This window comes from Chroococcidiopsis sp. SAG 2025 (assembly GCF_032860985.1).
Lineage (GTDB): Bacteria > Cyanobacteriota > Cyanobacteriia > Cyanobacteriales > Chroococcidiopsidaceae > Chroococcidiopsis.
This window is the reverse complement of record NZ_JAOCNC010000001.1, coordinates 4,844,478-4,867,721: the sequence shown is the minus strand read 5'-3', so window position 1 is coordinate 4,867,721 and position 23,244 is coordinate 4,844,478. Positions and strand designations below refer to the sequence as shown.

Sequence of the window (23,244 nt, the reverse complement as noted above, 5' to 3'; positions counted from 1 at the left end):
TGCCGTAGAACATTTACAGAACATCTTCGGCAAACAACTTCAGGCTTGGTAATGCGATCGCTCTTAGGTTGTGTTGCCAATTTGTCCAAAAATCAGGAGATAAATCATGGAGTTTGAACTCCCACAATTTGCCCAGGATACTATTAATGAATTTCGCTCGTCTGCTGGTACGGGGTTTGCCGAAGCGCTGGACGAAATTCTTGCCAATGCGAATACAACAGAAGGGAATTCAACCGAACTCCCAGATGATGTTGCAGCAAGCATTGAGGCACAAGCAGACCTGATTGGAACTGGGGTACAGGATGTTTTTGCTAATTTAAGCAATGACTCCCTAACTAACGTCAATGAAGGTAACAGCGATAGCAATTTTCAATTCAATTTTGAACCCGCAACTGACGGTTTATTTGGTGGTCAACTCAGTCTTGTAGTCAACGGAGAAACAGAGCCATTATTCACCTTTGATATTGGTGGAGCTGCCCCTGTCACTGGTGATAGCAGTTCCTTGTCCGGTAATTATCAAGACTTTTTTGCTAGTCTCGCTGGTGGAGAAAATCCCTTTGCCAGTGCTTCGATCTAGTTAAAAGACCTAGTCTAGTAGGGTGGGCGATGCCCACCCTACATACTTGGTAGCGTGAAATAAAAACGACTTCCTTCACCTAACACGCTCTCTGCCCAAATTCGTCCACCATGCTGCTGTATAATGCTACGGCAAATTGCTAACCCGAGTCCCGTGCCACCTTTTTTTCGGGAATCGGAAGCATCAACTTGATGAAAACGCTCGAAAATACTTTCAATCTTATCCTCTGGGATACCACGCCCCCGATCTTTAACTGTGAAGAGAATATTTGTTGATAGGGAAGCTGAGGCAGAATTTAACTCGGAATTCAAAATTCCGAACTCCGAATTCTCACCCGCTTCGATCGCTTCAACACTTAACTCAACTGTGGAGCCTTCTGGAGAAAATTTAATTGCATTACCGAGGAGATTAGTTAATACTTGGATAATGCGATCGCCATCGACGTTGAGTTGAATATCTTGGGAATAAACAGATAGAGTAACTTTGGCACGATTTGCCATCACCTGCATCAAATCCGTTGCTTTTTCTAATAAATCAGCCGCGTTGCACGATCGCTGCAATAAGCTAATTTTTCCCGATTCCAAGCGTTCCAACTCCAGAATATCGTTCACCAGTCGCACCAAGCGATCGGCTCCCTCAGAAGCAATATCAATCACGCGCCGTCCGCGATCGCTATGAGCGTCAATTAGACCGCTAGATAATAAATTTAGCGCTCCATGAATTGAAGTTAAAGGCGTGCGAAGTTCGTGACTGACAACAGAAACAAACTCATCTTTCATGCGCTCGATCGCGTAACGTTCTGTAATATCTTCCCCAATACTGAGAGTCGCGATCGCTTCACCCTGCAAATCGCGCAAGATCGTGTTATTCCAAGCAATTAACCGTTCTTGCCCAGATTTAGTCAAAATCGAATTTTGATAGTAGTTATGCAAGCCTTGTTGCTGTAATTGCAGAAAATGCTCCTGCACGCGCTGACGCTGATGCGGTGGTAAGAACACTTCATACCAATTCTTGCCCAAAACCTCCTCTGAGGTGTATTCTACCAATTCAAGAAAGAATGGATTGACATACTCGACAACTCCCTGGCGATCGAGTCCTACCACGACTAATCGGACATTCTCTAACAAACTCCGCCAACGTCGTTCTGCTTCTCGCAACGAGGCTTCAATTTGCAAGCGCTGAGTGATATCGCGGGCGATGGTAGAGAGCAGCTTCACCTTTCCCTGCGAGGATTTGTGCGCGATCAATAGTTGTGAAACTGGAATTTCGCGTCCATCGTAACTCAGAATAGCTGTTTCACCAACCCAAACACCATTCTGAATTGCCGTGGGAATTGCTTCGCGGTGCAAGAGATCGTAAGCCCAAGCAGGATGGAGATTGCTCAGATGCAAACCCGCAAGATCGCGATCGCGATCGAAACCAAAAACTTTACAAGCAGAGCTGTTTAAATAGTTTACTCGTTCGTCTAGATCGGCAGTAGCGACAAAATCTAAAGTTGCTTCGAGGATAGCAATCAGCTTTGCTCGTTCTTCTTCTGCATGTTTGCGCTCGGTAATATCTTCGACGATACCTTCATAGTAAAGCGGCTTACCGTTATCATCTCTGACAATTCTTGCCTGCTCTGCAATCCAAATCGCTTGACCATCTCGACGATAGACTTGAGACTCAAACCCTGCTACGGTGTCGTGCTGTTGTAGTAGGCGAATGAACTCAGTCCGGCGGTTGGGATTGACGTAAAGTTGTTGCCCCAAGTCAGAGATATTCGCCATCAGTTCGGCGGGAGAGGAATAACCGTAAATCTTTGCCAGCATGGGATTTGCCGTCAAATATCGCCCGTCTGGTGTTGTTTGGAAGATTCCCTCGATCGCATTTTCAAAAATACTACGATACTTAGTTTCAGCTTGACGTAGAGCCTCTTCTGCACGCTGGCGTTCGGCAAGTTCGCGCTGTAGTTGTAAATTGATGAGGTAATAGACTAATAAAAATCCGATCGCGCTGAAACTGAAACTAACTAGAGACACGGCGATCGCATTGTCAGCCCGTTTTTTAGCTTCCCTCGCCGTCTGCTGCAACAATTGTTGTTGGGCAACGATCTCTGGTGCAGTTGCTGGTGTAGTCGATGCTGCTACTTCCATTTGCAGATTGACTTGGCGATCGACCGTTACCCTCCACTCTGTTAAAGAGTAGAAAGAAACCCAGCCTAAACACAATAGAATTAGCAAATATAACAGCGCTAAACTCAATCGACTGGCAATTCCATTTGTCATTTGTCCAGTTATCAGTTATCAGTGTAGAGACGTTACATGTAACGTCTGTTATCAGTAAAGCGTGAAAGCGTTGTTGGTGACTAGCAAAGATTCCAGCCACTAGTCACCAGCCACTAGCCACTCACTACTCGCCTGTGATTAATTTTGCATTCTGAAGCTGCAACATTTGGTGACGAATTTGACTGCGTTCTAAACGATTTAGTACTCTAGCAACGAGTTCGGGTCCGATAACTGGCTTGTTTACGTAATCATCAGCACCAAGGGTAAAAACTCGATGAATTATCTCAGCATCAGTACGAGCGGATAGAAATATAATTGGTAGTTCGCTCCACTGGGGATCGTTGCGTACCACTTGACAGAGGTCGATACCGCTCAATTGTGGCATCTCTATATCTAAAATCAGCAGATCGGGGCGAAAGATTTCCAAATAATGCCAAAATTGCTGAGGGTCGGTAAGCAAGGTCAGTCTAAATCCCCAAGGTTCCAGTAATACCTGCAATCTTTCGAGTAGTTGCGGATCGTCATCCACAAGCATTAACTTTGCTTCTGGAGTTGTTGATGCTTGCAAAACTTGCGCGATCGCCGCGATCGCTTGAGCTGGTGGTACTGGCTTTTGCAAAAAACTTCGCGCCCCTAACCGAGCTGCTTCCACGCGATCGGCAAAACTCTGTGGCTCAGTTAGGACAATCGTAGGTATCGGTGGCTGTGCGTTTGCTAGAGTTGACAAAAACTGCAAACCATGCATCCGATTTCGGCAAAAGTAGAGGTCGAGCAGTACTGCATCAGGTTTAGTACAGGCGATCGCCGAGCGTGCCTGAGACAAATCTCGTGCCACAACTACCTCCATTCCTGCTGTTGTAGCCTCTGTTGTTACAGCTTGCGTCATCTGGCGATCGCTGTCTACAACTAGTAATTTGGTTGTTGATAATTGGTAATTGGTAATTGGTAATTGGTAATTGGTTGTTATTCTCCTCTGCTCCTCTGCTTCCTCTGCTCCTCTGCTTTCTTCCCCGACTCCCGACTCCTGATTTTTGACTTCTGACTTTTGACTTTTGACTTTTAAATCTTCTACTGCATTCAACGTTTGCCGTAATGCGACGATCAGTTCTGAGAGATGCTCTATACGCTCTTGAGTGAATTGAGTTTCATCGGATAATTCTCGTTCAATTTGGCAACACAATTGAGAGGCGGCGATTAAACCAAAACTACCGAGAGAGCCAATTAAAGTATGCGCTTCTTTCGCTGCTTGGGATTTTAGCTGAGGATCGAGACACTCTTGCTTGGCAGATGCGGTCGCCTGTTCTATAACTCCAATCCGATGAATATACTTCTCTCGGTGTCTTTCCCACAATGGAATTAGTTCTGCTAGAATTTGGGATTGGCTAGTTGGTAATTGGTAGTTGGTAGTTGGCGGTTGGTCAATGGTAGTTGCTTCCTTGTCTCCCTTGTCTTCCTTGTCCCTCCCCGACTCCCCTGTACGGGCGGGTTTTGAGCAAAGATCTACTGATGTAAGCCGTAAATCTTTTGATAAACCCACCCCTACGACTCCCGACTCCCGTTCTTCCGCCTTCAACCGATATCCCAATCCATAAACTGTCTCAATCGGGTCTGGCGCTCCGGCTTTTTTAATTTTCTGTCTTAAACTTTTGATATGCGCTCTAACAGTATTCTCCGTAGGGGGTTCGTCAAACGACCACACGCGATCGAGTAGCGCACTTTGGCTAAAGATGCGATGGGTGTTACGTAGTAGTAATTCTAAAATGCCGTACTCTTTTGCCGTCAGATGCAAGAGTTTGCCGTCATAGGTGACTTCGCAGCTACTAGGATCGAGCCGTAAGAAACCCCACTCTAGCACCGGAGATGGTGTGGCACTGCTACGCCGTAATAAAGCGCGAATGCGAGCTAATAGTTCCTCTATGTCAAACGGTTTGAGCGCGTAGTCATCCGCACCAGCATCTAATCCCCTAACTTTGTCAGTACTAGAATCTTGAGCTGTCAGTAACAAAACCGGAGTGCGATCGCCTTTTGCCCGTAGCTTTTTACAAAAATTAATTCCATCTAGCTTAGGCAACATCACATCCAACAAAATCAGATCGTACTCGAAACTGTCTACCAGTTCCCATCCTGCTTGACCATCAGTCGCTAGCTCCACCAAATAACGTTGACTGGCAAGCGTTGGCTGGAGCAGTTGAACTATAGTTTCGTCATCTTCTACAAGCAGAATTTTCATGATGCGGGAGTCGGGAGTCGGGAGTCGGGAGGAAGAGAGCTGAGGGAGCGCAAGGTCGCTGAGGAAGCTGAGGGGGAAAACCACGCTTCACGCACCACTCTCTACTGATAACTAATAACTGTATTTCCGCCAGCATAAAGGAAGATTTGATATCACTTGGTAGATTTAGTGACAGTTCTGAGGGTTTGCGGCAATGGATAATTTTTTACCTATTCACAAAATTTTCACTTATACGCTCTATATTTCAAAATCGTTACAGTTTGTTTATTAGTAATTGACGATTGGGCAGAGTTAGCTTTTTCTCTCCCAGTTCCCTCTACTCTCTTTTTATCCCGATCCCTCACATCCAGCTATGGTAATTCTCACGCCAAACTCAAGTTACAGTCTAACTTTACGCCTGCAAATTCCCAATCGAGCGGGAATGCTGGCAACAGTGACTCAAGCGATCGCCAATAGCGGTGGTAATTTGGGTCAAATCGATTTAATTGCCCAGACTCGCCAACTCACGACTCGAGACGTGACTGTTGATGCTTCTAGTACAGAACATGCCGAAACGATCGTCCAAGCAGTCAAAGAATTGGCAGATGTCAAGTTAATGAGCGTCTACGATCGCACCTTTAATTTGCATCGTGGTGGCAAAATCACTGTAAGTAGCAGAATTCCGCTCAAAAGTCAAGACGATTTGGCAATGGCTTATACGCCTGGAGTCGGTCGAGTCTGTACGGCGATCGCTCAAGATCCAGAACAAGTTTATAATCTCACAATTAAACAAAATACTGTAGCGATCGTCACGGATGGCAGTGCAGTTTTAGGATTAGGTAATCTTGGTGCAGCTGGAGCATTACCAGTCATGGAAGGCAAAGCCATGCTATTCAAAGAATTTGCGGGAATTGATGCCTTTCCGATTTGTTTAGCAACTCAAGATACAGAAGAGATTATTGCCACAGTCAAAAATATTGCCCCTGTATTTGGGGGAGTCAATTTAGAAGATATTGCGGCTCCGCGCTGCTTTGAGATTGAAAAGCGCCTGCGCCAAGAATTAGATATTCCCGTATTTCACGACGATCAAAACGGTACGGCAATTGTCACGCTAGCTGCTTTATTCAACGCGCTCAAAATTATCAACAAACCAATCGAGCAAATTCGGATTGTCATCAACGGTGCGGGAGCTGCTGGAGTTGCGATCGCCCGCTTGCTACAAAAAGCTGGTGCAACGAATATACTAATGTGTGACTCTAAAGGCATTCTCTCCACCAATCGGACAGACTTGAATCAGGAAAAGCAAGAATTTGCCGTTAGTCAAGCTGGAAGTCTCGCCGATGCTATGATAAGCAGCGATGTTTTCATTGGCGTGAGCGCCCCTGGTGTAGTCACTCCTGAAATGGTGCGATCGATGGCAAAAGACCCAATTGTGATGGCGATGGCAAATCCCATCCCTGAAATTCAACCGGAATTGGTGATGAACGATGTCGCAATTATGGCAACAGGGCGCAGCGACTATCCAAATCAAATTAACAATGTCTTAGCCTTTCCTGGCGTTTTTCGCGGTGCTTTAGACAGTCGTGCCAGCACGATTACAACCACGATGTGTTTAGAAGCAGCCAGCGCGATCGCTTCTTTAATTAAACCCAGCGATTTGCACTCAGAGTATATCATCCCGTCCGTGTTTGACGATCGCGTAGCCACAGCCGTTGCAGCTGCCGTCCAAAGAGCTGCCCGTGAAGAAGGAATTGCGAAACAGTGACCAGTTATCAGTTATCAGTTAACCGTCAACCGTCAACCAAATATCAATTACCAACTACCAATTACCATTTCGAGAATGACATCTACCGTATCTCCCACTAAAGAGGCATCATCACAAACAGATAGCAGTCAAATTTGTTTCTGTATTGCTACAGGTAACGCTTTACGCCAACCGCAGCAATCGCAAGACGATTTACTCCAGTTACAAACATTATTCGAGCAAGCAGCATTTTGGGCGCAAGGACGCAGCTTAGAAGATCTGAGCATCGCAATTGCCAATAGCGAACCAGTCGTGAGTGTTTGGGATGAAGAACGGCTGATTGGTTTTGCCAGAGCGACTTCTGATGGAATTTACCGCGCTACGATTTGGGATGTGGCAATTCATCCCGATTATCAAGGGCGGGGACTAGGGCGAAAACTAGTGCAAACAGTTTTGAGTCATCCCCGCATGAGTCGAGTCGAACGAGTTTATTTAATGACTACGCATCAGCAACGGTTCTACGAACGAATTGGATTTGAATGCAACAGCAGTACCACAATGGTATTGAAAGATCGACTTTTCATGAGTTCTTTGGAACAAAATTTTTCGGCGTGAAGCTCGGTTCACAAAATCTTCACTCATTTGGCTTATCTTCACTGTTAATGACACAAAAACCAATAGCAGCTCCCAAGATTTGACTTTTGTACGGGCGGGTTTACCTGAGATGTTTGTTGGAATCAGAAATACTTTACAAACCCGCCCCTACCGCGTTTACCTTTTAACTTTTTCAAGGAGTGCATCATGGATCGCTTCATCTACCAGGTAAATGTTAATGCAATGACCGCTCTACTTGTAAACGAACTCAATACAATTCAAGATAGAGAAAATGCTTTAGAGATTGAAGCAAAAAATCTTCAAATCGAGCAATTAAAAATTGACCGAGCCAAACAAGCAGTCAAAGCCGATCGCGATCGCTTACAAGTTCAACGCTGGGAAATTTTGTCTAGATTGCAAGAATTCAGCAACGAACTTTACCAAAACTAGCTGAGAAAAATTCAACTTTTGACTCATCACTCCTGTACGGGCGGGTTTACCCGAGATCGCTGTGAATAGCAAAGTTGTTTGGTGAACCCGCCCCTACTACTGACCACCCATCACTCACTCATAGCGACAAATGACAACCCCAGTTAATCTCGAAGCAAATACCAGCTCCCAACTCAATAACTCCACAGGTCGGGCTAAGCGTGCCGTACTAGCATATTCTGGGGGCGTTGATACTTCGGTATGCATTCCTTACCTTAAGCATGAATGGGGCGTGCAAGAAGTCATTACCCTAGCAGTCGATTTAGGACAAGGCGACGAACTCGAACCAATCCGCCAAAAAGCACTGCAATCGGGCGCAGATGAATCGTTAGTGGCAAACGTACAAGATGTATTCGTAAGAGAGTATGCCTTCCCAGCGATTCAAGCAAATGCCTTGTATGAAAATCGCTATCCCCTCGCCACAGCTCTAGCACGTCCGTTAATTGCGAAAGTCTTAGTAGAAGTGGCTGAAAAGTACGGTGCAGATGCGATCGCCCACGGTTGTACGGGTAAGGGGAACGACCAAGTACGGTTTGATGTCTCCATTGGCGCGCTCAATCCAAATTTAAAAATTCTCGCCCCTGCTAGAGAATGGGGTATGAGTCGGGAAGAAACGATCGCGTATGGCGAAAAGTTCGACATTCCCTTTCCAGTCAAAAAATCTTCTCCCTACAGCTTAGATAAAAATTTGTTGGGACTGGCGATCGAGGCTGGAATCTTGGAAGATCCTTGGGCAGAACCGCCAGAAGAAATTTATCAAATGACAAAGGCGATCGCCGACACTCCTAACCAGCCGGAATATATTGAAATTACCTTTGCAGGTGGTGTTCCAGTCGCTTTAAATGGCGAAACCCTAGCGCCAGTTACACTGATCGATCGACTCAATCAACTTGCTGGTAACCAGGGCGTAGGACGCATTGACATGGTAGAAAACCGTCTCGTCGGAATCAAATCGCGGGAAATCTACGAATCTCCTGCCATGACAGTTTTAATTCATGCCCACCGCGACCTCGAAAGCCTCACCTTGACTGCTGATGTCACTCGCTACAAGCGGGGAATTGAAGAAACCTACAGCCAACTCGTCTACAACGGACAGTGGTACAGCCCCCTCAAAGCCGCCCTCGATGCTTTTATCCTACAGACTCAAGCACGAGTCTCCGGTACCGTGCGCGTCCAACTCTTCAAAGGAAACGCCACCGTTGTCGGACGTAAATCAGACAACTCCCTCTACAACACCGAACTAGCAACCTACGGAGCCGAAGACCAATTCGACCACAAAGCCGCTGAAGGCTTTATCTACGTCTGGGGACTGCCTACCCGTGTATGGTCGCAACAAACTAAGGGCTAGGGACAGTGACCGCAACTAAAACCCTGACTCCTGTACGGGCGGGTTTTGACCGAAGATATACTGTTGAGGTTGTCGATCTATTTGCTAAACCCGCCCCTACGACTCCTGGCTCCTGTCTTCTGACAACTGATAACTGATAACTGATAACCGACAAAGGAAAGGACTATGCCAAGGCGCTCTGACATCAAAAAAATCCTCCTATTGGGAGCAGGCCCGATTGTTATCGGACAAGCGTGCGAATTCGACTACTCGGGTACGCAAGCGTGTAAAGCCCTGCGGGAAGAAGGATACGAAGTGATTTTGGTTAACTCCAATCCTGCCACGATCATGACCGATCCTGAAACCGCACAGCGCACTTACATCGAACCGCTGACCCCCGAACTGGTCACCCAAGTCATTGAATCAGAGCGTCCCGACGCACTCTTACCTACAATGGGCGGACAAACTGCCCTCAACCTCGCCGTCAATCTCGCCAAAAACGGCACGTTAGAAAAATACGGCGTACAATTGATTGGCGCTAACCTCGCCGCGATTGAAAAGGCTGAAGACAGACAGCAATTCAACGAAGCGATGGCGAAAATAGGCGTTGCTGTTTGCCCCAGTGGTATTGCTTCCAACTTAGAAGAAGCTAAAAGTGTTGCTCAAGAAATTGGCACGTACCCCCTCATCGTTCGCCCTGCCTTCACTTTAGGCGGTACGGGTGGAGGTATCGCTTACAACCAAGAAGAATTTCTCGAACTCGCCACATCTGGACTTGACGCTTCCCCAGTTTCGCAAATTCTGATCGATAAGTCCTTAATTGGCTGGAAAGAATACGAATTGGAAGTAATGCGCGATTGTGCCGATAACGTCGTCATTATTTGCAGCATCGAAAACATCGACCCGATGGGCATTCACACCGGAGACAGCATTACCGTCGCCCCCGCTCAAACTCTAACTGACAAAGAATACCAACGGCTGCGCGACTACTCAGTGCGAATCATCCGCGAAATTGGCGTTGAAACAGGCGGCTCTAACATTCAATTTGCGATTAACCCCACCAACGGCGAAGTCGTGGCGATCGAAATGAATCCCCGTGTCTCGCGTTCTTCAGCCTTAGCATCCAAAGCTACTGGATTTGCGATCGCCAAAATTGCGGCTAAACTCGCGATCGGTTACACGCTCGACGAGATCGCCAACGATATCACGAAAAAGACTCCGGCTTCGTTTGAACCAACTATAGATTATGTAGTTACCAAAATTCCCCGCTTCGCCTTTGAAAAATTTCCCGGCACAGATCCGACACTCACTACGCAAATGAAATCTGTCGGCGAAGCAATGGCTATCGGACGCACCTTCAACGAATCTTTCCAGAAAGCCTTGCGTTCTTTAGAAACAGGTAGAAGCGGTTGGGGTTGTGACAAACAAGAAAAACTTCCTTCCCTCGAACAAATCCGCGCTCATTTGCGTACCCCCAATCCAGAACGCATTTTCGCCGTGCGCCAAGCTATGCTTATGGGTATGAGCAATGAAGAAATCTACGAACTTACGGGTATCGATCCCTGGTTTTTAGACTCTTTCCAACAACTGCTCGAAACTGAAAAACTGCTCAAACGCACTCCTCTAGAATCGCTGGACGGCAAGCAGCTATTCGCCATCAAACAGCAAGGATTCAGTGACAAGCAAATTGCCTTTGCCACCAAGACTAGCGAAGCTCAAGTCCGGCAATATCGTCAAAGCCTCGGTATCGTCCCCGTTTACAAAACTGTCGATACCTGTGCTGCTGAGTTTGAAGCCTTAACTCCTTACCACTACTCCAGCTACGACGGCGAAACCGAAGTTCGTCCCTCAGACCGTCCCAAAGTGATGATTTTGGGTGGTGGACCCAACCGGATCGGACAGGGAATTGAATTTGACTACTGCTGCTGTCACGCCGCCTACGCCCTCAAAGGCGCTGGTTACGAGACGATCATGGTTAACTCCAACCCTGAAACCGTTTCCACCGATTACGATACTAGCGATCGCCTTTATTTTGAACCCCTAACACTCGAAGACGTAATCAACATCATCGAAGTCGAAAAACCACTCGGCATCATCGTTCAATTCGGCGGACAAACGCCGCTCAAGTTGGCACTGCCTTTGCAGCAGTATTTGCAGGGAGCTGGGACGAGCTGGGACGAGCTGGGAGCAGGGGGAGTTGGAGGAGCAACTACCAAAATTTGGGGAACCTCTCCCGAAGCGATAGACACCGCTGAAGACAGAGAAAAGTTTGAAAAGATCCTGCACGCCTTAAACATCGCCCAGCCACCAAATGGCATTGCTCGCAGCTATGAAGATGCCCTGGTAGTTGCTCAGAAGATCGGTTATCCAGTGGTGGTGCGTCCGAGTTACGTCTTGGGTGGTCGCGCGATGGAAATTGTTTATTCTGACACCGAACTAGAGCGTTACATGACTTTTGCGGTACAAGTAGAGCCGGATCACCCGATTTTAATCGATAAGTTTTTGGAAAACGCGATCGAAGTTGATGTAGATGCGATCGCTGATTCTACAGGTAAAGTTGTCATTGGTGGGGTAATGGAACATATCGAGCAAGCAGGAATTCATTCTGGCGACTCGGCTTGTACTCTACCTGCGATTTCCTTACCAACTCCGGTATTAGAGAAAATTCGTACTCAAACCATACAACTAGCAAAAGCGCTCAAAGTTGTTGGTTTGATGAATATTCAGTTTGCCGTTGTGGGGGCGCACACCTATAACCCGCAAGTTTATATCTTAGAAGCAAATCCGCGTGCTTCGCGGACAGTGCCATTTGTTTCTAAAGCAACCGGAGTACAACTTGCGAAGTTAGCTTCATTAGTGATGGCAGGGCAAAACTTAGTACAGTTGGGCTTAAATGAGGAACCGAAGTTAAATCACATTGCGGTCAAGGAAGCGGTATTACCGTTTAAGAAGTTTCCTGGGACAGATACGTTACTCGGTCCCGAAATGCGATCGACAGGCGAAGTTATGGGGATCGATCGCGATTTTGGCTTGGCTTATGCCAAAGCCGAGTTGGGAGCGGGGGAAATATTACCCCTAAAGGGAACGGTATTTGTGACTTGTAACGAGCGCGATAAGCCCTTAGTCGTGCCTGTGGTTAGGGATTTCATCGATCTAGGATTTGAGGTTATCGCCACCGATGGCACTCGTCGAGTGTTGCAAGAGCATGGTCTAAAGGTGGGGTTAATTCTCAAGTTACATGAAGGTAGACCCCACGTCCTCGATGCGATTAAGAATCACAACATTCAGTTAATTATCAATACGCCTTCTGGTGAAGAGGCACAAACTGATGCTAAGTTGATTCGGCGATCGGCACTGACTTATAAAATTCCTATCATTACGACAATTGCAGGAGCGCGAGCTACAGCGGCGGCGATTCGGGCGCTTAAATCTCAATCTCTTACTGTCAAGGCAATTCAAGACTACACGGCAGAAGCAAATCAAGGACAAACTCAGAACCAACGGCAAGATGACTCTCTTGTCACCTCTACCTCAGCATAAAAATACCAATGGTAGAGGCGCTACTTGTCAACGTCCCTACATTAGAAGTTTTCCTAGCCCCTCTTTTTAAGGGGGTTGGGGGATCTGTTGTCCTAGCCCCCTTTTTAAGGGGGTTGGGGGGATCTCTTATACTGCTACGGTAAGTTTTAGCTTTTCCATTCCGACTCTGGAATGTCAGCGCCAACCATAATGCTACGCAAGGTTCCTAACGGTAAATCGCGACCTCGATGGTATGGCACAATGACTTGCAGTTGTCGCGCCAGATTTCTCCATTTACGATGGCTACCTTTTTGTGACACTAATTCAAAACCGTAACGCTGCAAAATGCTTTCAACTTCACCAGCATTCATGCGTCGTATGCGAGTCATTCGATTGTAACCTCGCAAGCGATCGCTCCTGTAGATAATTCTATTGGTTCAGGCTCAAGATAAAGTTCTATTGCCTCCCGAATATTTTCTAAAGCTTCTTGCTTTGTTTCTCCTGCTGATACGCAGCCTGGTAATTCTGGACACCAAACAGCCCAATCACCTGTTTCTAAATCTGGTTCGAGAATCACGCGCCATTTCATAATTCTTTTACCTAATAAATGTGGTATTTGATGATAAATTTAGTTACAGTTTCGCTTCTCAAATCTGAAACCAACAACTTTATCTGGTACTGCTACATTAATCTTGTTGTTTCCAATAGAAGCGATCCATTCGCCAACTTTGTAGTTCTTACACTCATTGCTTAGCTCGTGATGGCTACTACGAACTATTATATTTGTGAGTAGCCAAGAGACTTGATTGTGTGTTAGCCTCAAAAGATTTACTGATGATAAAAATAATACTAATGCCAAAGTAACCGAACCTACTGCTCTACCACCCCAAAGTATAAACACTTCCCATTCTGGTAACGAAAGACGACGTGAAATCTGAGGGATAGATCTAGCTAGAAGGGCAAAATTAAAGCCGATTGGCATTAAGGCAATGTATGCTATGTGAAAGATTAGGGGCAAGACGATGAAAGCCGTTCCAAGATATATTATTGGTGTTAATAAACTAGCAAGTGCAGTTACGGAGCCAGCTAGAGAAGATGGATCGACACCCCCAGTCATAAAGTTAATTAGCTGTCGCGATACCATTACGGAAATTAATCCTGCAATAAACAATACGAAAATAGAAACATAGTTTCGTACAGGACTGCTCCAGTATTTTCTCAGTCCATACGATAAGTTAAATATAAAGCCAACTGCACAGCTTCCCATAAATCCTAGCCAAGAATACATCATTATATTCAATAAAGTTGGAGCTAAGATTTCTATTAGCTGGTTGAAGTACGGAATTAAGCTCAATCCTAGCACTGCCAAGCATAGGAAAAAAACAAGAATAACAAAAAAACTGCCGAGTTGATACAATCGTCGCGCATGATTAGTAGCAGAAGAACTAATTCTCATGTTCAATTCTCCTAATATTTTATTAATTGTAGCTACTGAAGTTTTTTCATTGGTGAGAAGCAATCAGAAAAACTTCTGATTGCACTCTCTTTATATCTTCTATATCTGAATTTACATAATTTCCTACTTCAGTGACAACATTGCTAGATTAAAATTTGAGAAGAATTTCAAACAAAAGTTTCTGTTTTATAATTAAACATATTTTATTGAAAATGTTTCAATTAGATTGAAGACAAAAGATTATGTCTAAACTCATCCTTATCCGGCACGGACAAAGTATCTGGAATGCTGCCAACAAATTTACGGGTTGGGTAGACGTACCTTTGAGTAAATTAGGGCGATTGGAGGCAACAAAAGCAGCTTATAAATTAAGAGATTATCGAGTTGATATTTGCTTTACCAGCTTATTAATCCGAGCAATTGAAACCGCGATTATTTGCCTGACAGAATTTGAAGAAATTTGTGCAGGAAGAAATCCCGTTTTAAAACACGAAGCTGACGATCCGCACTGGCACGGTTGGGATAAGTATGAAGGTAACTCAAGTTGCGAACTTCCTATTATTCCCAGCATGGCACTGGACGAGCGTTTTTATGGCGATTTACAGGGATTAAATAAAGCGCAGACAGCCGAAAAATATGGTGCAGATGTCGTGCAAGCATGGCGAAGATCTTTTTCAATGCGCCCTCCGGGTGGTGAGAGTTTAGAGGATACAATGCGGCGTACTCTTCCTTTTTTTCACAGTCGCATTCTTACCCAGTTAAAACATGGAGATAATGTTTTAGTTGCAGCACATGGCAATTCTTTACGCTCTATTATTATGCAACTCGATCGCCTCAGTCCTGAAGTCATTCCTCATCTAGAACTCGCTACAGGCGTGCCGATTATTTACGATGTGGATGACACCGGACAGGCAACAAATAAAATTATTTTAATTTAAACTTTTAAAATTATTTTAAATTAAACTTTTGACCTTTGTACGGGCGGGTTTACCAAACACCTGTGACTCCGACAAAGATTCTGGGCAAACCCGCCCTTACGAATGCTGGCGCTAACCGCCACTAACGGGGGGAATGAGTACTACTTCGTCGCCGTCTTGAAGAAGAGTATCGGGTTCGACAAATTGCAAATTGATGCCGAAGCGAGTTAAATCGCGCCATTGCGAGAGTTGTGGGCAATCGGAAATGAGGCGATCGCGTACTGCTGCAACTGGTGTATTCTGAGGAAATTCTAATGCAAGTTCCGATTTGCCGTATGCTTCTTGATAGGCGGCGAAAAGTTTAATTGTGACTTTGACGGTATTAGGCATAATAAGTAAAGCAGCCATTAGCTAACCGCTAACAGCTAATTGCTAATGGCTAATTGCTAACTACTACGGACGTTCTTCGACTACGTGATCGATTAGACCGTATGCTTTAGCCTCCTCTGCTGACATGAAGAAGTCACGATCCATGTCTTTTTCAATTTTTTCTAGAGGTTGACCCGTATTATTAGCATAAATCTGGTTTAATTGACCGCGAATTCGCAAGATTTCCCGCGCTTCAATTTCAATATCCGATGCTTGTCCGCGAGTCCCGCCGGATGGTTGGTGAATCATAATCCGCGAGTGAGGTAAGGCAAGACGCTTACCTTTTGTACCTGCGGCAAGTAGGAAAGAACCCATCGATGCAGCTAAACCGACACAAATTGTAATTACATCAGATTTGATATGTTGCATCGTGTCATAAATTGCCATCCCAGATGTCACCATTCCACCAGGGGAATTGATGTACAAGGAAATATCTTTGCCTGGATCTTCTGAATCCAAATAAAGCATAACCGCGATAATTTGGTTGGCGATTTCATCATCTACATCTCGCCCTAAGAAAATGATCCGTTCTCTGTAAAGGCGGTTGTAAATATCAATCCACTGAGTGTATTGTTCCCCTGGCATCCGATAGGGAACCTTTGGCACACCGATAGGCATATGATCTACTCCGTTATTGATTGTTGGTTGTTGGTTATTGGTTGTTCGCAAATGACCAATGACCAATGACAAATGACAAATTAGATGACTCCAGCTGGTAGGGGAGGATTGGCTAAGTCTTGTTTTTCCAAGACGCGATCGATCAGACCATATTCTTTCGCCTGCTGAGGAGTCAAGTAAAATAACCGATCCATGTCTTTAGCAATTTTTTCGAGTGGCTGTCCTGTCGTCTTAGCGAAAATATCTAACAGCGTTGCCTTATTTGCCAACACTTCCTTAGCCCGAATTTGAATATCCGTAGCTTGTCCTTGGGCGTAGCTTTTGGGTTGGTGCAAAATAATGTTGGCATTGGGCAAACTAGCACGACAACCTGGAGTTCCAGCTGAAAGCAGCATTGCTGCCATTCCCATCGCCGATCCGATACAAATGGTATGAACGGGGGGTTTAATGTATCTCAGCGTGTCGTAAATGGCAAAGGCTTCAGTTTCAAAGCCGATCGGTTCGCCATTGTAGCTGGAAGTCCCTGTAGAGTTGATATAGATTTTGATCGGCTTGTCTGGATCGTCAGATTGCAAATAGAGTAATTCGGCAATAATTAACTCGGTGACGGCGGGTACGAGGGGCATACCAAGATAGACAATCCGCTCTTTGAGTAGTAAAGAGGGTAAGTCTGGCGGTGGCGTGCGGTAGAAGTTATCGCCATAGTAGGGAGCTTGAACGGCTTTAATCGGTGAAACCATAGCAAATCCAGACGGTTACAATAATGCGATAATGACATTATCTGATAGTGTAATCCTAGCTTGAGGATGAGTTGAAAAGGGGTACGGATTCCTCACCTGTAAATCTGAGGTATGGATTTGAGGTTGCGATCGCATCCGAGATAGAAGCACATAGGATATTCTGTAATTGACAATAGAGATGGACTTAACATAACTTTTCCGTAGCAACAGTATGGGGCTGTGGAGCAGTTGATATCACATCTGGTTAGATAGGACGAATGGTATGAAGGTTAGCTTGCAGCCTACCCTGAACGATGTCAATTTAGACGCACATCAAGCTACAAGTCAGCGGCAATTGGCGGTGTCAATTTCTGCGATCGCAAATAATTCGCAGCGGCAAGTTCCGCTTAATCTTTGTTTAATTCTCGACCAAAGTGGTTCGATGAAGGGACAACCGATTGAAACGGTTAAACAAGCCGCACAAACACTAGTCGATCGACTCCAGCCAGACGATCGCCTTTCCATCGTTGTTTTCGATCACCGTGCCAAGGTACTCGTTCCCAACCAAACGGTTAACAACCCTGATTATATTAAACGGCAAATCGACCGTTTATATGCTGAAGGTGGCACGGCGATCGATGAAGGGCTGAAATTAGGGGTTGAGGAACTAGGAAAAGGCAAAAAAGAAGCCATTTCCCAGGCGTTTTTACTTACGGATGGAGAAAACGAACACGGCGACAACGATCGCTGTCTGAAATTGGCGCAGCTGGCAGCTAGCTACAACTTAACCCTCAACACTTTAGGCTTTGGCGATTATTGGAACCAAGATATTTTAGAAAAAATTGCCGATGCAGGCGGTGGCGGTTTATCTTACATTCAACACCCAGAACAAATTCTAGAAGAGTTCGGACGGCTGTTCGATCGCATTCAAGCCGTGGAATTGACAAATGCTTACCTGCTATTATCGTTCATTCCCAAAGTGCGACTTGCAGAACTCAAGCCAATTGCCCAAGTTGCGCCAGATGCGATTGAATTACCCATACAACAAGATACCTACGGACGTTACACCGTACGCCTGGGAGACTTGATGAAGGACTCCGAACGGGTGGTGTTAGCAAATATGTATATCAGTCAGTTACCGGAAGGCAGGCACACTATTGCTAGCGTTCAAATCTGTTACGACGATCCATCGCTTGACCAAACTAATTTACTTTCTGACAATATTCCGGTAGAAATTAACGTGGTACGAGATTATAAACCTGTCAACAATCCGCAAGTACAGCAATATGTTTTGGCATTAGCTAAATATCGTCAAACACAGCTAGCCGAACTGAAATTACAACAAGGCGATCGCGCTGGAGCGGCGACAATGTTACAAACTGCGGCTAAAACTGCCTTGCAAATGGGCGATCGCAGTGCGGCTACTGTTTTACAAGATAATGCCACGCGCTTGCAGTCAGGCGAAGAACTTTCCGAAAGCGATCGGAAGAAAACCCGAATTGTATCAAAAACCGTTTTGCAGGATCAAGAAGGATGAACTATGCAGCTTGATGAATAGTCGGTTGTGGTAGTGGTTCGCCTGTTGCTTCATAAGCCATTATGAGAGATTCTAAGGCTTCTATACCATTTGCTACAGCTGACTCATAGGTATCTCCATGAGTCCGCCAAGCCTGCTCAGGAAAATCGGGAAAACCTACTAAAAAACAGTTATCTTCATCCGACCATTGAATCACCATCTTATACTTCATTTCACTCATCTTCGTGCGATTCCTTTTGTCTAGTCTCTATTTCTTGAATAGCTTGCTGAATTTCTTTTTCTTGGTATGGCTTAGCATCTGCTCCGTCACTGCCAGAAATCGTTAATTTTCCAGAATATAAAGGATGTATCCAGTTTGTATGGCTTCCTTTGCCTGGAAGTTCTGTAAAACCTACTCGGCGTAGCGTTTGTTTCAGCTCCCTAATTTTTCTTGGCATTATTTTCAGTATACTCTCAGGAAGCAATTATTATAAAATGTACATGACGTTTGAGATAGATAAATATTGTTCGGCAGATTCAGATTAGTTTTTTACTGCTGCTAAAACAAATTCAATTGCTGCCTCAGTGTGTTTTTCTACCATTTCTTTACTGAGGCGATCGCGACCTGAACTTAAATGTTTCCAATTTTCGTGCACGGTAAAGTAAAAAATACAAACGCTTAAAATATGAGTTAGAGTTAAAAATGGATCGAGGGGACGAAAACAACCTGCTTTCATGCCGCGATCGAGAACTTTAAGTAAGCGATCGTGTAGACTTTCTACGTTACTTTGCTTAAAATAAAAACCTTGATTTTGACTGGCTTCTTGAAACCAAAGCATCTGACGATGGGGATTTTTTGCTTCGTAGGCGATCGCAACTTGAATAATTTGTTTGAGTGCTTCTTCAGGGGATAAATCATCTAGTTTGAGCTGATTTACCATTGTCTGAACTTCATTAACTGGACGCTGCAAAACTGCTTTGTATAAACCTTCTTTATTCTCAAAATAATAGTGGATTGTAGCAGTTGTAATCTGAGCGCGAGCTGCAATATTGCTCATTCTAGCACCTTTAATTCCGTGCTTTGCAAATTCTAATTCTGCGGCATCGAGAATTTGTTTTTGTGTCGCTTCTGCATCTCGAAATTGTTTTTTAATAGGGTGCGATCGCCTCATTTATGACTTAATTATCTTATGAATCTTGAAATAAAAATTGTAAGTCGCGCCTACCACTCACAACTCGCATAATTTCAATCTCATTTCTGAGCTTCACGCGCTTGCTGCAAACATTCTAGCAACTGAGCAACAAAAGTTTCACCATCGATAGGCGGTGTATGTTTTGATGCTTCAGTCGCCTCGTCAATCTTGACGCAAACTTCTTCAAGCCACTGCTGATATCCACGATAATCTTTTCCGACTCATTTGCCTTGTTCGCGTGCCTGCTAAATTTTGTCCCTGAGCTGCTGCATCACAACTTCAAGCTCAATGCCTTCACCCTGATTTAGCTTTTGTAAACCAACATCGACTTTTTCACGCACCTCATTCACCCACTGCTGTTACTGTACGCTATGTTCCTCCTGTAAATCAAACGCAGCTTGAATGACTTCCTCTGCTTTTTGATAACGTCCTGTCGCTATCATTTGTTGCACAAACTGCTCTTGTTCGGATGTAAGCGTGATGCTCATGGTTTAGTAACTCCTGGTTGCTTCCATAATGGAAATTATCATCCCATGTTGACAAAATTATCATCCCATATTTGTAAAACTAGCCTCCTATATTTATTTATTGACAAAGCCCCTTGTCTCTTTAAACTTACTAATTAATTAGTAAGTTATTTTCAAGGCAATTTTCATGATGCTTCAAGGCGCACCGTGGCTGTTAGCGCACCGTTCTATGCTCAAGCCTAACCAGCCGATGAAGGTGTCGCTTTACGGTAAAGACTACGTGCTTTGGCAGGATAGTACGGGTAAAATTACTTGCTTGCCAAACGCTTGTCCGCATATGGGTGCAATGTTATCAGAAGGGTGGTGTGTACAAAAGCCAGATGGTAGTAGCGCGATCGCATGTCCGTTTCATGCCTTAGAATTCGATAATACTGGCTGCACGGTATTACCTGGTACTCACAAACTAACTAAATCTTTATTACAAACCTTAGATTTAATCGTACAAGGGGATTTTGTTTGGTCTTACGGAGAATTTGAGCCAAAAATTGCAATTCCGACGATTTTAAACGAGATTGCAGCAGAGTACGAATTTGTCGGTTATACAGGCGATCGCAGTATTAAGACCGACTTTCTCAGTCTACTGCTGAATATGCACGACTACAACCACCAAAACGGCACTCATCGATCGCTATTTGAAATTGAGGAAGTTCAGCTCAAACAATTTATCGACGATGGGTTGCATTCCCACGCTTACATTGCACAAGTACGCAAAAAACCAAATCTGCAAGATTTTCTCAAAAACCCTGGACTGTTGGCAATGCCTCAAGTACTAGAAGCACATTTAGAAAACTTCTTTCCATTTATGGGCATGGTACACGGCGAGAGTCCGCTCTTGAGCTTAAAAGAGTGCCATTTTTACCTTCCCGAATCAGAAACTCACTCTCGCGTCTACGTTCTGATGTTTGTGAAAGCACATCACCCGATTGCTCATCTCATTAAACGAAATCTGCTGCGACTAGTTGAAGTCGTTATCGAGCAGGATGCAGAGATCTTAAGTAAAATCTATGTCAACACACCTCAACACATTAAACTCAATAACGAGGTGGGTATGGATTGGGTGCGGCGCAACTATGCTAGCTTTCCAGCAATTGTAGAGCCAAATTTTTCTCGATAGCAGTATGCACGTTGCTTTAAAAAATACTGTATCAAGACATACTATTTATTGAATTACTTAACTGATTCTTCAGAAGTTTCAATAACTGCCAAGCAGAATTGAGAAATAGCCATAATTCCGAAAACAGAAGCTAGATAAGCAGCAGCAAGGAATTGAAGGGCATGTTCAAAAGGAATGTAGGAAGTCATGGCGTAAATCTCCTCTGTTGTTGATTAATTTTGAAGTTAAACCAAAAAGGTGAATAGTTTGTGAAGGAAGTAGAAATTTTCGATGAATAGTTTGTGAAAGTATCAGGAATTAGTGACGTGGATATAAGTTGCGATCGCCAACTCATTCTCTAGAATTTAACAACAGTATAGTATCCCCTGATTCCGTAAACGTAATACTGATTTAAGTATCGGGAAAATCTGCCACTTCCCCACCCGCATCGCGTTCCCAGTCAATATCGGGCATTCGCTCAAAGGCTTCCCGCAACGAAATTTCCCACTGCTTGCGAATTTTGGTTAAATACGGCGCACCCAACCGCAACCGCAGATCGTGTTGGACTTTGAAAGAGTCTTTCTCGTACACCACCAGATTAATTGGCGGTCCCACGGAAATATTTGACTTCATCGTAGAGTCAATCGACAGCAACGCGCATTTAGCTGCTGCCTCCAATGTCGTGTTAAAATCCAGTATGCGGTCTAGAATGGGCTTTCCGTACTTAGTTTCGCCAACTTGCATAAATGGGGTTTCTGAAGTTGCATGAATGCAGTTGCCTTGACTGTAAATCATGTATAGTTCTGGCGGTTGTCCCTGAATTTGTCCCCCCAAAAGTAAAGTACATTGGACATCAATACCGTCTTGCTTCAGCCATACACGGTCTTGTTCTTGAATTTGCCGGATTTTAGCACCGATGTAGCGGGCAACATCGTAGAGTGTAGGTAGAGTGTGTAGGTTAGCCTCTTCTGGAATTCTAATATCCCTATGCATTTGCGCGATCGCGCCTTGTGTCACAGAAAGATTCCCCGCCGTACACAGCAGAATGACCCGTTCCCCTGACTGGGAAAAATCAAATAGCTTTTGATATGTAGATACGTAGTCTACCCCGGCATTCGTGCGCGAGTCCGCCGCCATGACTAAACCGTGTTTGGTAATGATGCCCAGGCAGTAAGTCACAATAGCTTTAAGATTGGGTCATTTTTAACTCTAAGATTTTACAGCAATTAGTTGACAGTTGGCGGTTGACGGTTGACCGATCGCTAGTTACTGACAAATGACGAATGACAAATGACAAATGACCACTGACATTTGGTAACTTAGTGTACTGCATTACCAAACAAAGTCTGGTTGAATTAGATAGAACATTCTAATTGAGTCAGGGCTATGACTGAATCTACTGTCAAAGCAGAGATAAAAGCGCCGTTGCGTCCGGTAAGTAAAGAAGGGCTAGAGAAATTAGCGGCGACTGCTAAGGCAAATCCTAATGTTGTCAAGTCCTTGAAGGTGAAGACGGTTTGTGAAGGGCAATTTCGCAATTTAACCTACGTTCGGGATCTTCCAGAACACGTCATTGATGAACCTCCCACCCTGCTAGGACAAGACACAGCACCCAATCCATCAGAAGCAATGCTAGCCTGTCTGGGTTCGTGCTTATCGGTGGGCATTCATGCTAACGCAGTCATGCGGGGAATTACTCTCACAAAGCTAGAACTGGAACTAGAAGGTGACATCAATATCACGGGTGTCTGGGGAATTGGTGACTTAGCAGAAAAGCGGTTGGGGTTCACCGATGTCCGCGTCAAAGTGGATTTAGAAGGAGATGCCAGCAAAGAAGAACTAGAAGATCTAGTGGCTCATGCAAATTTCTGGTCGCCAGTTGCCAACACATTTCGCCTGCCTGTAAATGTAGATGTTTCTCTTAAGTGAGCAGTAGAAAGCAGAGGACAGTCAGAGAGGCAGGGGGTATTTGCGTAGAGATGCATACATGATTATTGCATCTCTACTCTGAATTACTTACTTGCTTTAAATTGAACGCGAATTAATATTG

At 44.7% G+C, this 23,244-nt stretch carries 25 protein-coding genes; 11 read left to right on the top strand and 14 right to left on the bottom strand.

Annotated elements, in window-relative coordinates:
* Positions 1 to 106: 106 nt before the first annotated feature.
* A complete protein-coding gene (locus N4J56_RS23895; RefSeq protein WP_317108713.1) occupies positions 107 to 577 on the top strand; it encodes a hypothetical protein in 471 nt (156 codons plus the stop codon).
* A 38-nt stretch (positions 578 to 615) separates the two neighbouring features.
* Here N4J56_RS23895 and N4J56_RS23890 read toward each other — a convergent pair whose 3' ends face one another.
* The gene (locus tag N4J56_RS23890; RefSeq protein WP_317108712.1) at positions 616 to 2,844 is read right to left on the bottom strand and encodes a PAS domain S-box protein; all 2,229 of its coding nucleotides are present in this window, start codon (positions 2,842 to 2,844) and stop codon (positions 616 to 618) included.
* Between the two features lie 124 nt (positions 2,845 to 2,968).
* Positions 2,969 to 5,074 carry a response regulator gene (locus N4J56_RS23885; RefSeq protein ID WP_317108711.1) on the bottom strand — a complete coding sequence of 702 codons (2,106 nt, stop codon included), beginning with the start codon at positions 5,072 to 5,074 and terminating at the stop codon, positions 2,969 to 2,971.
* A gap of 352 nt (positions 5,075 to 5,426) precedes the next feature.
* On the opposite strand from N4J56_RS23885, the gene N4J56_RS23880 reads away from it, so the two are divergent.
* The 6 genes from N4J56_RS23880 to carB all read left to right on the top strand — a co-directional run bounded on the left by N4J56_RS23880 (position 5,427) and on the right by carB (position 12,747).
* Positions 5,427 to 6,818: a malic enzyme-like NAD(P)-binding protein gene (locus N4J56_RS23880; protein ID WP_317108710.1), complete on the top strand. Its 1,392-nt coding sequence runs from the start codon at positions 5,427 to 5,429 to the stop codon at positions 6,816 to 6,818.
* A 75-nt stretch (positions 6,819 to 6,893) separates the two neighbouring features.
* Complete coding sequence (locus N4J56_RS23875) at positions 6,894 to 7,412, top strand: GNAT family N-acetyltransferase (protein ID WP_199316908.1); 519 nt, start codon at positions 6,894 to 6,896, stop codon at positions 7,410 to 7,412.
* A gap of 186 nt (positions 7,413 to 7,598) precedes the next feature.
* Positions 7,599 to 7,841, top strand: coding sequence for a hypothetical protein (locus N4J56_RS23870; RefSeq protein WP_317108709.1), 243 nt, complete (start codon positions 7,599 to 7,601; stop codon positions 7,839 to 7,841).
* Between the two features lie 130 nt (positions 7,842 to 7,971).
* The gene (locus N4J56_RS23865; RefSeq protein ID WP_317108708.1) at positions 7,972 to 9,228 is read left to right on the top strand and encodes an argininosuccinate synthase; all 1,257 of its coding nucleotides are present in this window, start codon (positions 7,972 to 7,974) and stop codon (positions 9,226 to 9,228) included.
* A gap of 5 nt (positions 9,229 to 9,233) precedes the next feature.
* Complete coding sequence (locus N4J56_RS23860) at positions 9,234 to 9,365, top strand: hypothetical protein (protein WP_317108707.1); 132 nt, start codon at positions 9,234 to 9,236, stop codon at positions 9,363 to 9,365.
* 28 nt (positions 9,366 to 9,393) lie between these two features.
* Positions 9,394 to 12,747: a carbamoyl-phosphate synthase large subunit gene (gene carB, locus N4J56_RS23855; RefSeq protein WP_317108706.1), complete on the top strand. Its 3,354-nt coding sequence runs from the start codon at positions 9,394 to 9,396 to the stop codon at positions 12,745 to 12,747.
* 146 nt (positions 12,748 to 12,893) lie between these two features.
* Here carB and N4J56_RS23850 read toward each other — a convergent pair whose 3' ends face one another.
* The 3 genes from N4J56_RS23850 to N4J56_RS23840 are packed head-to-tail and all read right to left on the bottom strand — an operon-like array spanning position 12,894 to position 14,245.
* The gene (locus N4J56_RS23850) at positions 12,894 to 13,115 is read right to left on the bottom strand and encodes a type II toxin-antitoxin system HicA family toxin (protein WP_039714099.1); all 222 of its coding nucleotides are present in this window, start codon (positions 13,113 to 13,115) and stop codon (positions 12,894 to 12,896) included.
* Positions 13,112 to 13,315, bottom strand: a complete 204-nt coding sequence (locus N4J56_RS23845; protein ID WP_039714100.1) for a type II toxin-antitoxin system HicB family antitoxin — start codon at positions 13,313 to 13,315, stop codon at positions 13,112 to 13,114. The genes N4J56_RS23850 and N4J56_RS23845 overlap by 4 nt, the downstream gene beginning before the upstream one ends.
* A gap of 39 nt (positions 13,316 to 13,354) precedes the next feature.
* Positions 13,355 to 14,245, bottom strand: coding sequence for a hypothetical protein (locus N4J56_RS23840; RefSeq protein WP_317108705.1), 891 nt, complete (start codon positions 14,243 to 14,245; stop codon positions 13,355 to 13,357).
* Positions 14,246 to 14,424: 179 nt separating this feature from the next.
* Here N4J56_RS23840 and N4J56_RS23835 point away from each other — a divergent pair, with 179 nt between their 5' ends.
* Complete coding sequence (locus N4J56_RS23835) at positions 14,425 to 15,120, top strand: 2,3-bisphosphoglycerate-dependent phosphoglycerate mutase (protein ID WP_317108704.1); 696 nt, start codon at positions 14,425 to 14,427, stop codon at positions 15,118 to 15,120.
* Between the two features lie 111 nt (positions 15,121 to 15,231).
* Here the strand turns inward: N4J56_RS23835 and N4J56_RS23830 are convergent, their stop codons facing one another.
* The 3 genes from N4J56_RS23830 to N4J56_RS23820 form a co-directional block, all read right to left on the bottom strand.
* A complete protein-coding gene (locus tag N4J56_RS23830) occupies positions 15,232 to 15,489 on the bottom strand; it encodes a MoaD/ThiS family protein (protein ID WP_410500575.1) in 258 nt (85 codons plus the stop codon).
* 63 nt (positions 15,490 to 15,552) lie between these two features.
* On the bottom strand, positions 15,553 to 16,146 hold the full coding sequence (locus N4J56_RS23825) for an ATP-dependent Clp protease proteolytic subunit (protein WP_015154722.1): 594 nt from the start codon (positions 16,144 to 16,146) through the stop codon (positions 15,553 to 15,555).
* Positions 16,147 to 16,226: 80 nt separating this feature from the next.
* Positions 16,227 to 16,886 carry an ATP-dependent Clp protease proteolytic subunit gene (locus tag N4J56_RS23820; protein WP_317108702.1) on the bottom strand — a complete coding sequence of 220 codons (660 nt, stop codon included), beginning with the start codon at positions 16,884 to 16,886 and terminating at the stop codon, positions 16,227 to 16,229.
* Positions 16,887 to 17,148: 262 nt separating this feature from the next.
* On the opposite strand from N4J56_RS23820, the gene N4J56_RS23815 reads away from it, so the two are divergent.
* Complete coding sequence (locus N4J56_RS23815; RefSeq protein ID WP_317108701.1) at positions 17,149 to 18,402, top strand: VWA domain-containing protein; 1,254 nt, start codon at positions 17,149 to 17,151, stop codon at positions 18,400 to 18,402.
* Position 18,403: 1 nt separating this feature from the next.
* Here the strand turns inward: N4J56_RS23815 and N4J56_RS23810 are convergent, their stop codons facing one another.
* From N4J56_RS23810 to N4J56_RS23795, 4 genes are all read right to left on the bottom strand, one after another.
* Positions 18,404 to 18,622 carry a type II toxin-antitoxin system HicB family antitoxin gene (locus N4J56_RS23810; protein WP_317108700.1) on the bottom strand — a complete coding sequence of 73 codons (219 nt, stop codon included), beginning with the start codon at positions 18,620 to 18,622 and terminating at the stop codon, positions 18,404 to 18,406.
* Positions 18,615 to 18,839, bottom strand: a complete 225-nt coding sequence (locus N4J56_RS23805) for a type II toxin-antitoxin system HicA family toxin (protein WP_317108699.1) — start codon at positions 18,837 to 18,839, stop codon at positions 18,615 to 18,617. The genes N4J56_RS23810 and N4J56_RS23805 overlap by 8 nt, the downstream gene beginning before the upstream one ends.
* An 84-nt stretch (positions 18,840 to 18,923) precedes the next feature.
* Positions 18,924 to 19,553: a TetR/AcrR family transcriptional regulator gene (locus tag N4J56_RS23800; protein WP_317108698.1), complete on the bottom strand. Its 630-nt coding sequence runs from the start codon at positions 19,551 to 19,553 to the stop codon at positions 18,924 to 18,926.
* A 380-nt stretch (positions 19,554 to 19,933) separates the two neighbouring features.
* Positions 19,934 to 20,062 (bottom strand): type II toxin-antitoxin system ParD family antitoxin, encoded by a 129-nt coding sequence (locus tag N4J56_RS23795; protein WP_317108697.1) that lies wholly within the window; start codon positions 20,060 to 20,062, stop codon positions 19,934 to 19,936.
* A gap of 169 nt (positions 20,063 to 20,231) precedes the next feature.
* Between N4J56_RS23795 and N4J56_RS23790 the strand changes: the two genes are divergently transcribed.
* Positions 20,232 to 21,215, top strand: coding sequence for a Rieske 2Fe-2S domain-containing protein (locus N4J56_RS23790; protein ID WP_410500574.1), 984 nt, complete (start codon positions 20,232 to 20,234; stop codon positions 21,213 to 21,215).
* Between the two features lie 53 nt (positions 21,216 to 21,268).
* On the opposite strand, the gene N4J56_RS23785 is transcribed toward N4J56_RS23790, so the two are convergent.
* Complete coding sequence (locus N4J56_RS23785; RefSeq protein ID WP_317108695.1) at positions 21,269 to 21,403, bottom strand: hypothetical protein; 135 nt, start codon at positions 21,401 to 21,403, stop codon at positions 21,269 to 21,271.
* Between the two features lie 202 nt (positions 21,404 to 21,605).
* Positions 21,606 to 22,373, bottom strand: coding sequence for a proteasome-type protease (locus N4J56_RS23780; protein ID WP_317108694.1), 768 nt, complete (start codon positions 22,371 to 22,373; stop codon positions 21,606 to 21,608).
* 207 nt (positions 22,374 to 22,580) lie between these two features.
* On the opposite strand from N4J56_RS23780, the gene N4J56_RS23775 reads away from it, so the two are divergent.
* Positions 22,581 to 23,123 carry an OsmC family protein gene (locus N4J56_RS23775; protein ID WP_317108693.1) on the top strand — a complete coding sequence of 181 codons (543 nt, stop codon included), beginning with the start codon at positions 22,581 to 22,583 and terminating at the stop codon, positions 23,121 to 23,123.
* The last annotated feature ends 121 nt before the right edge of the window (positions 23,124 to 23,244 follow it).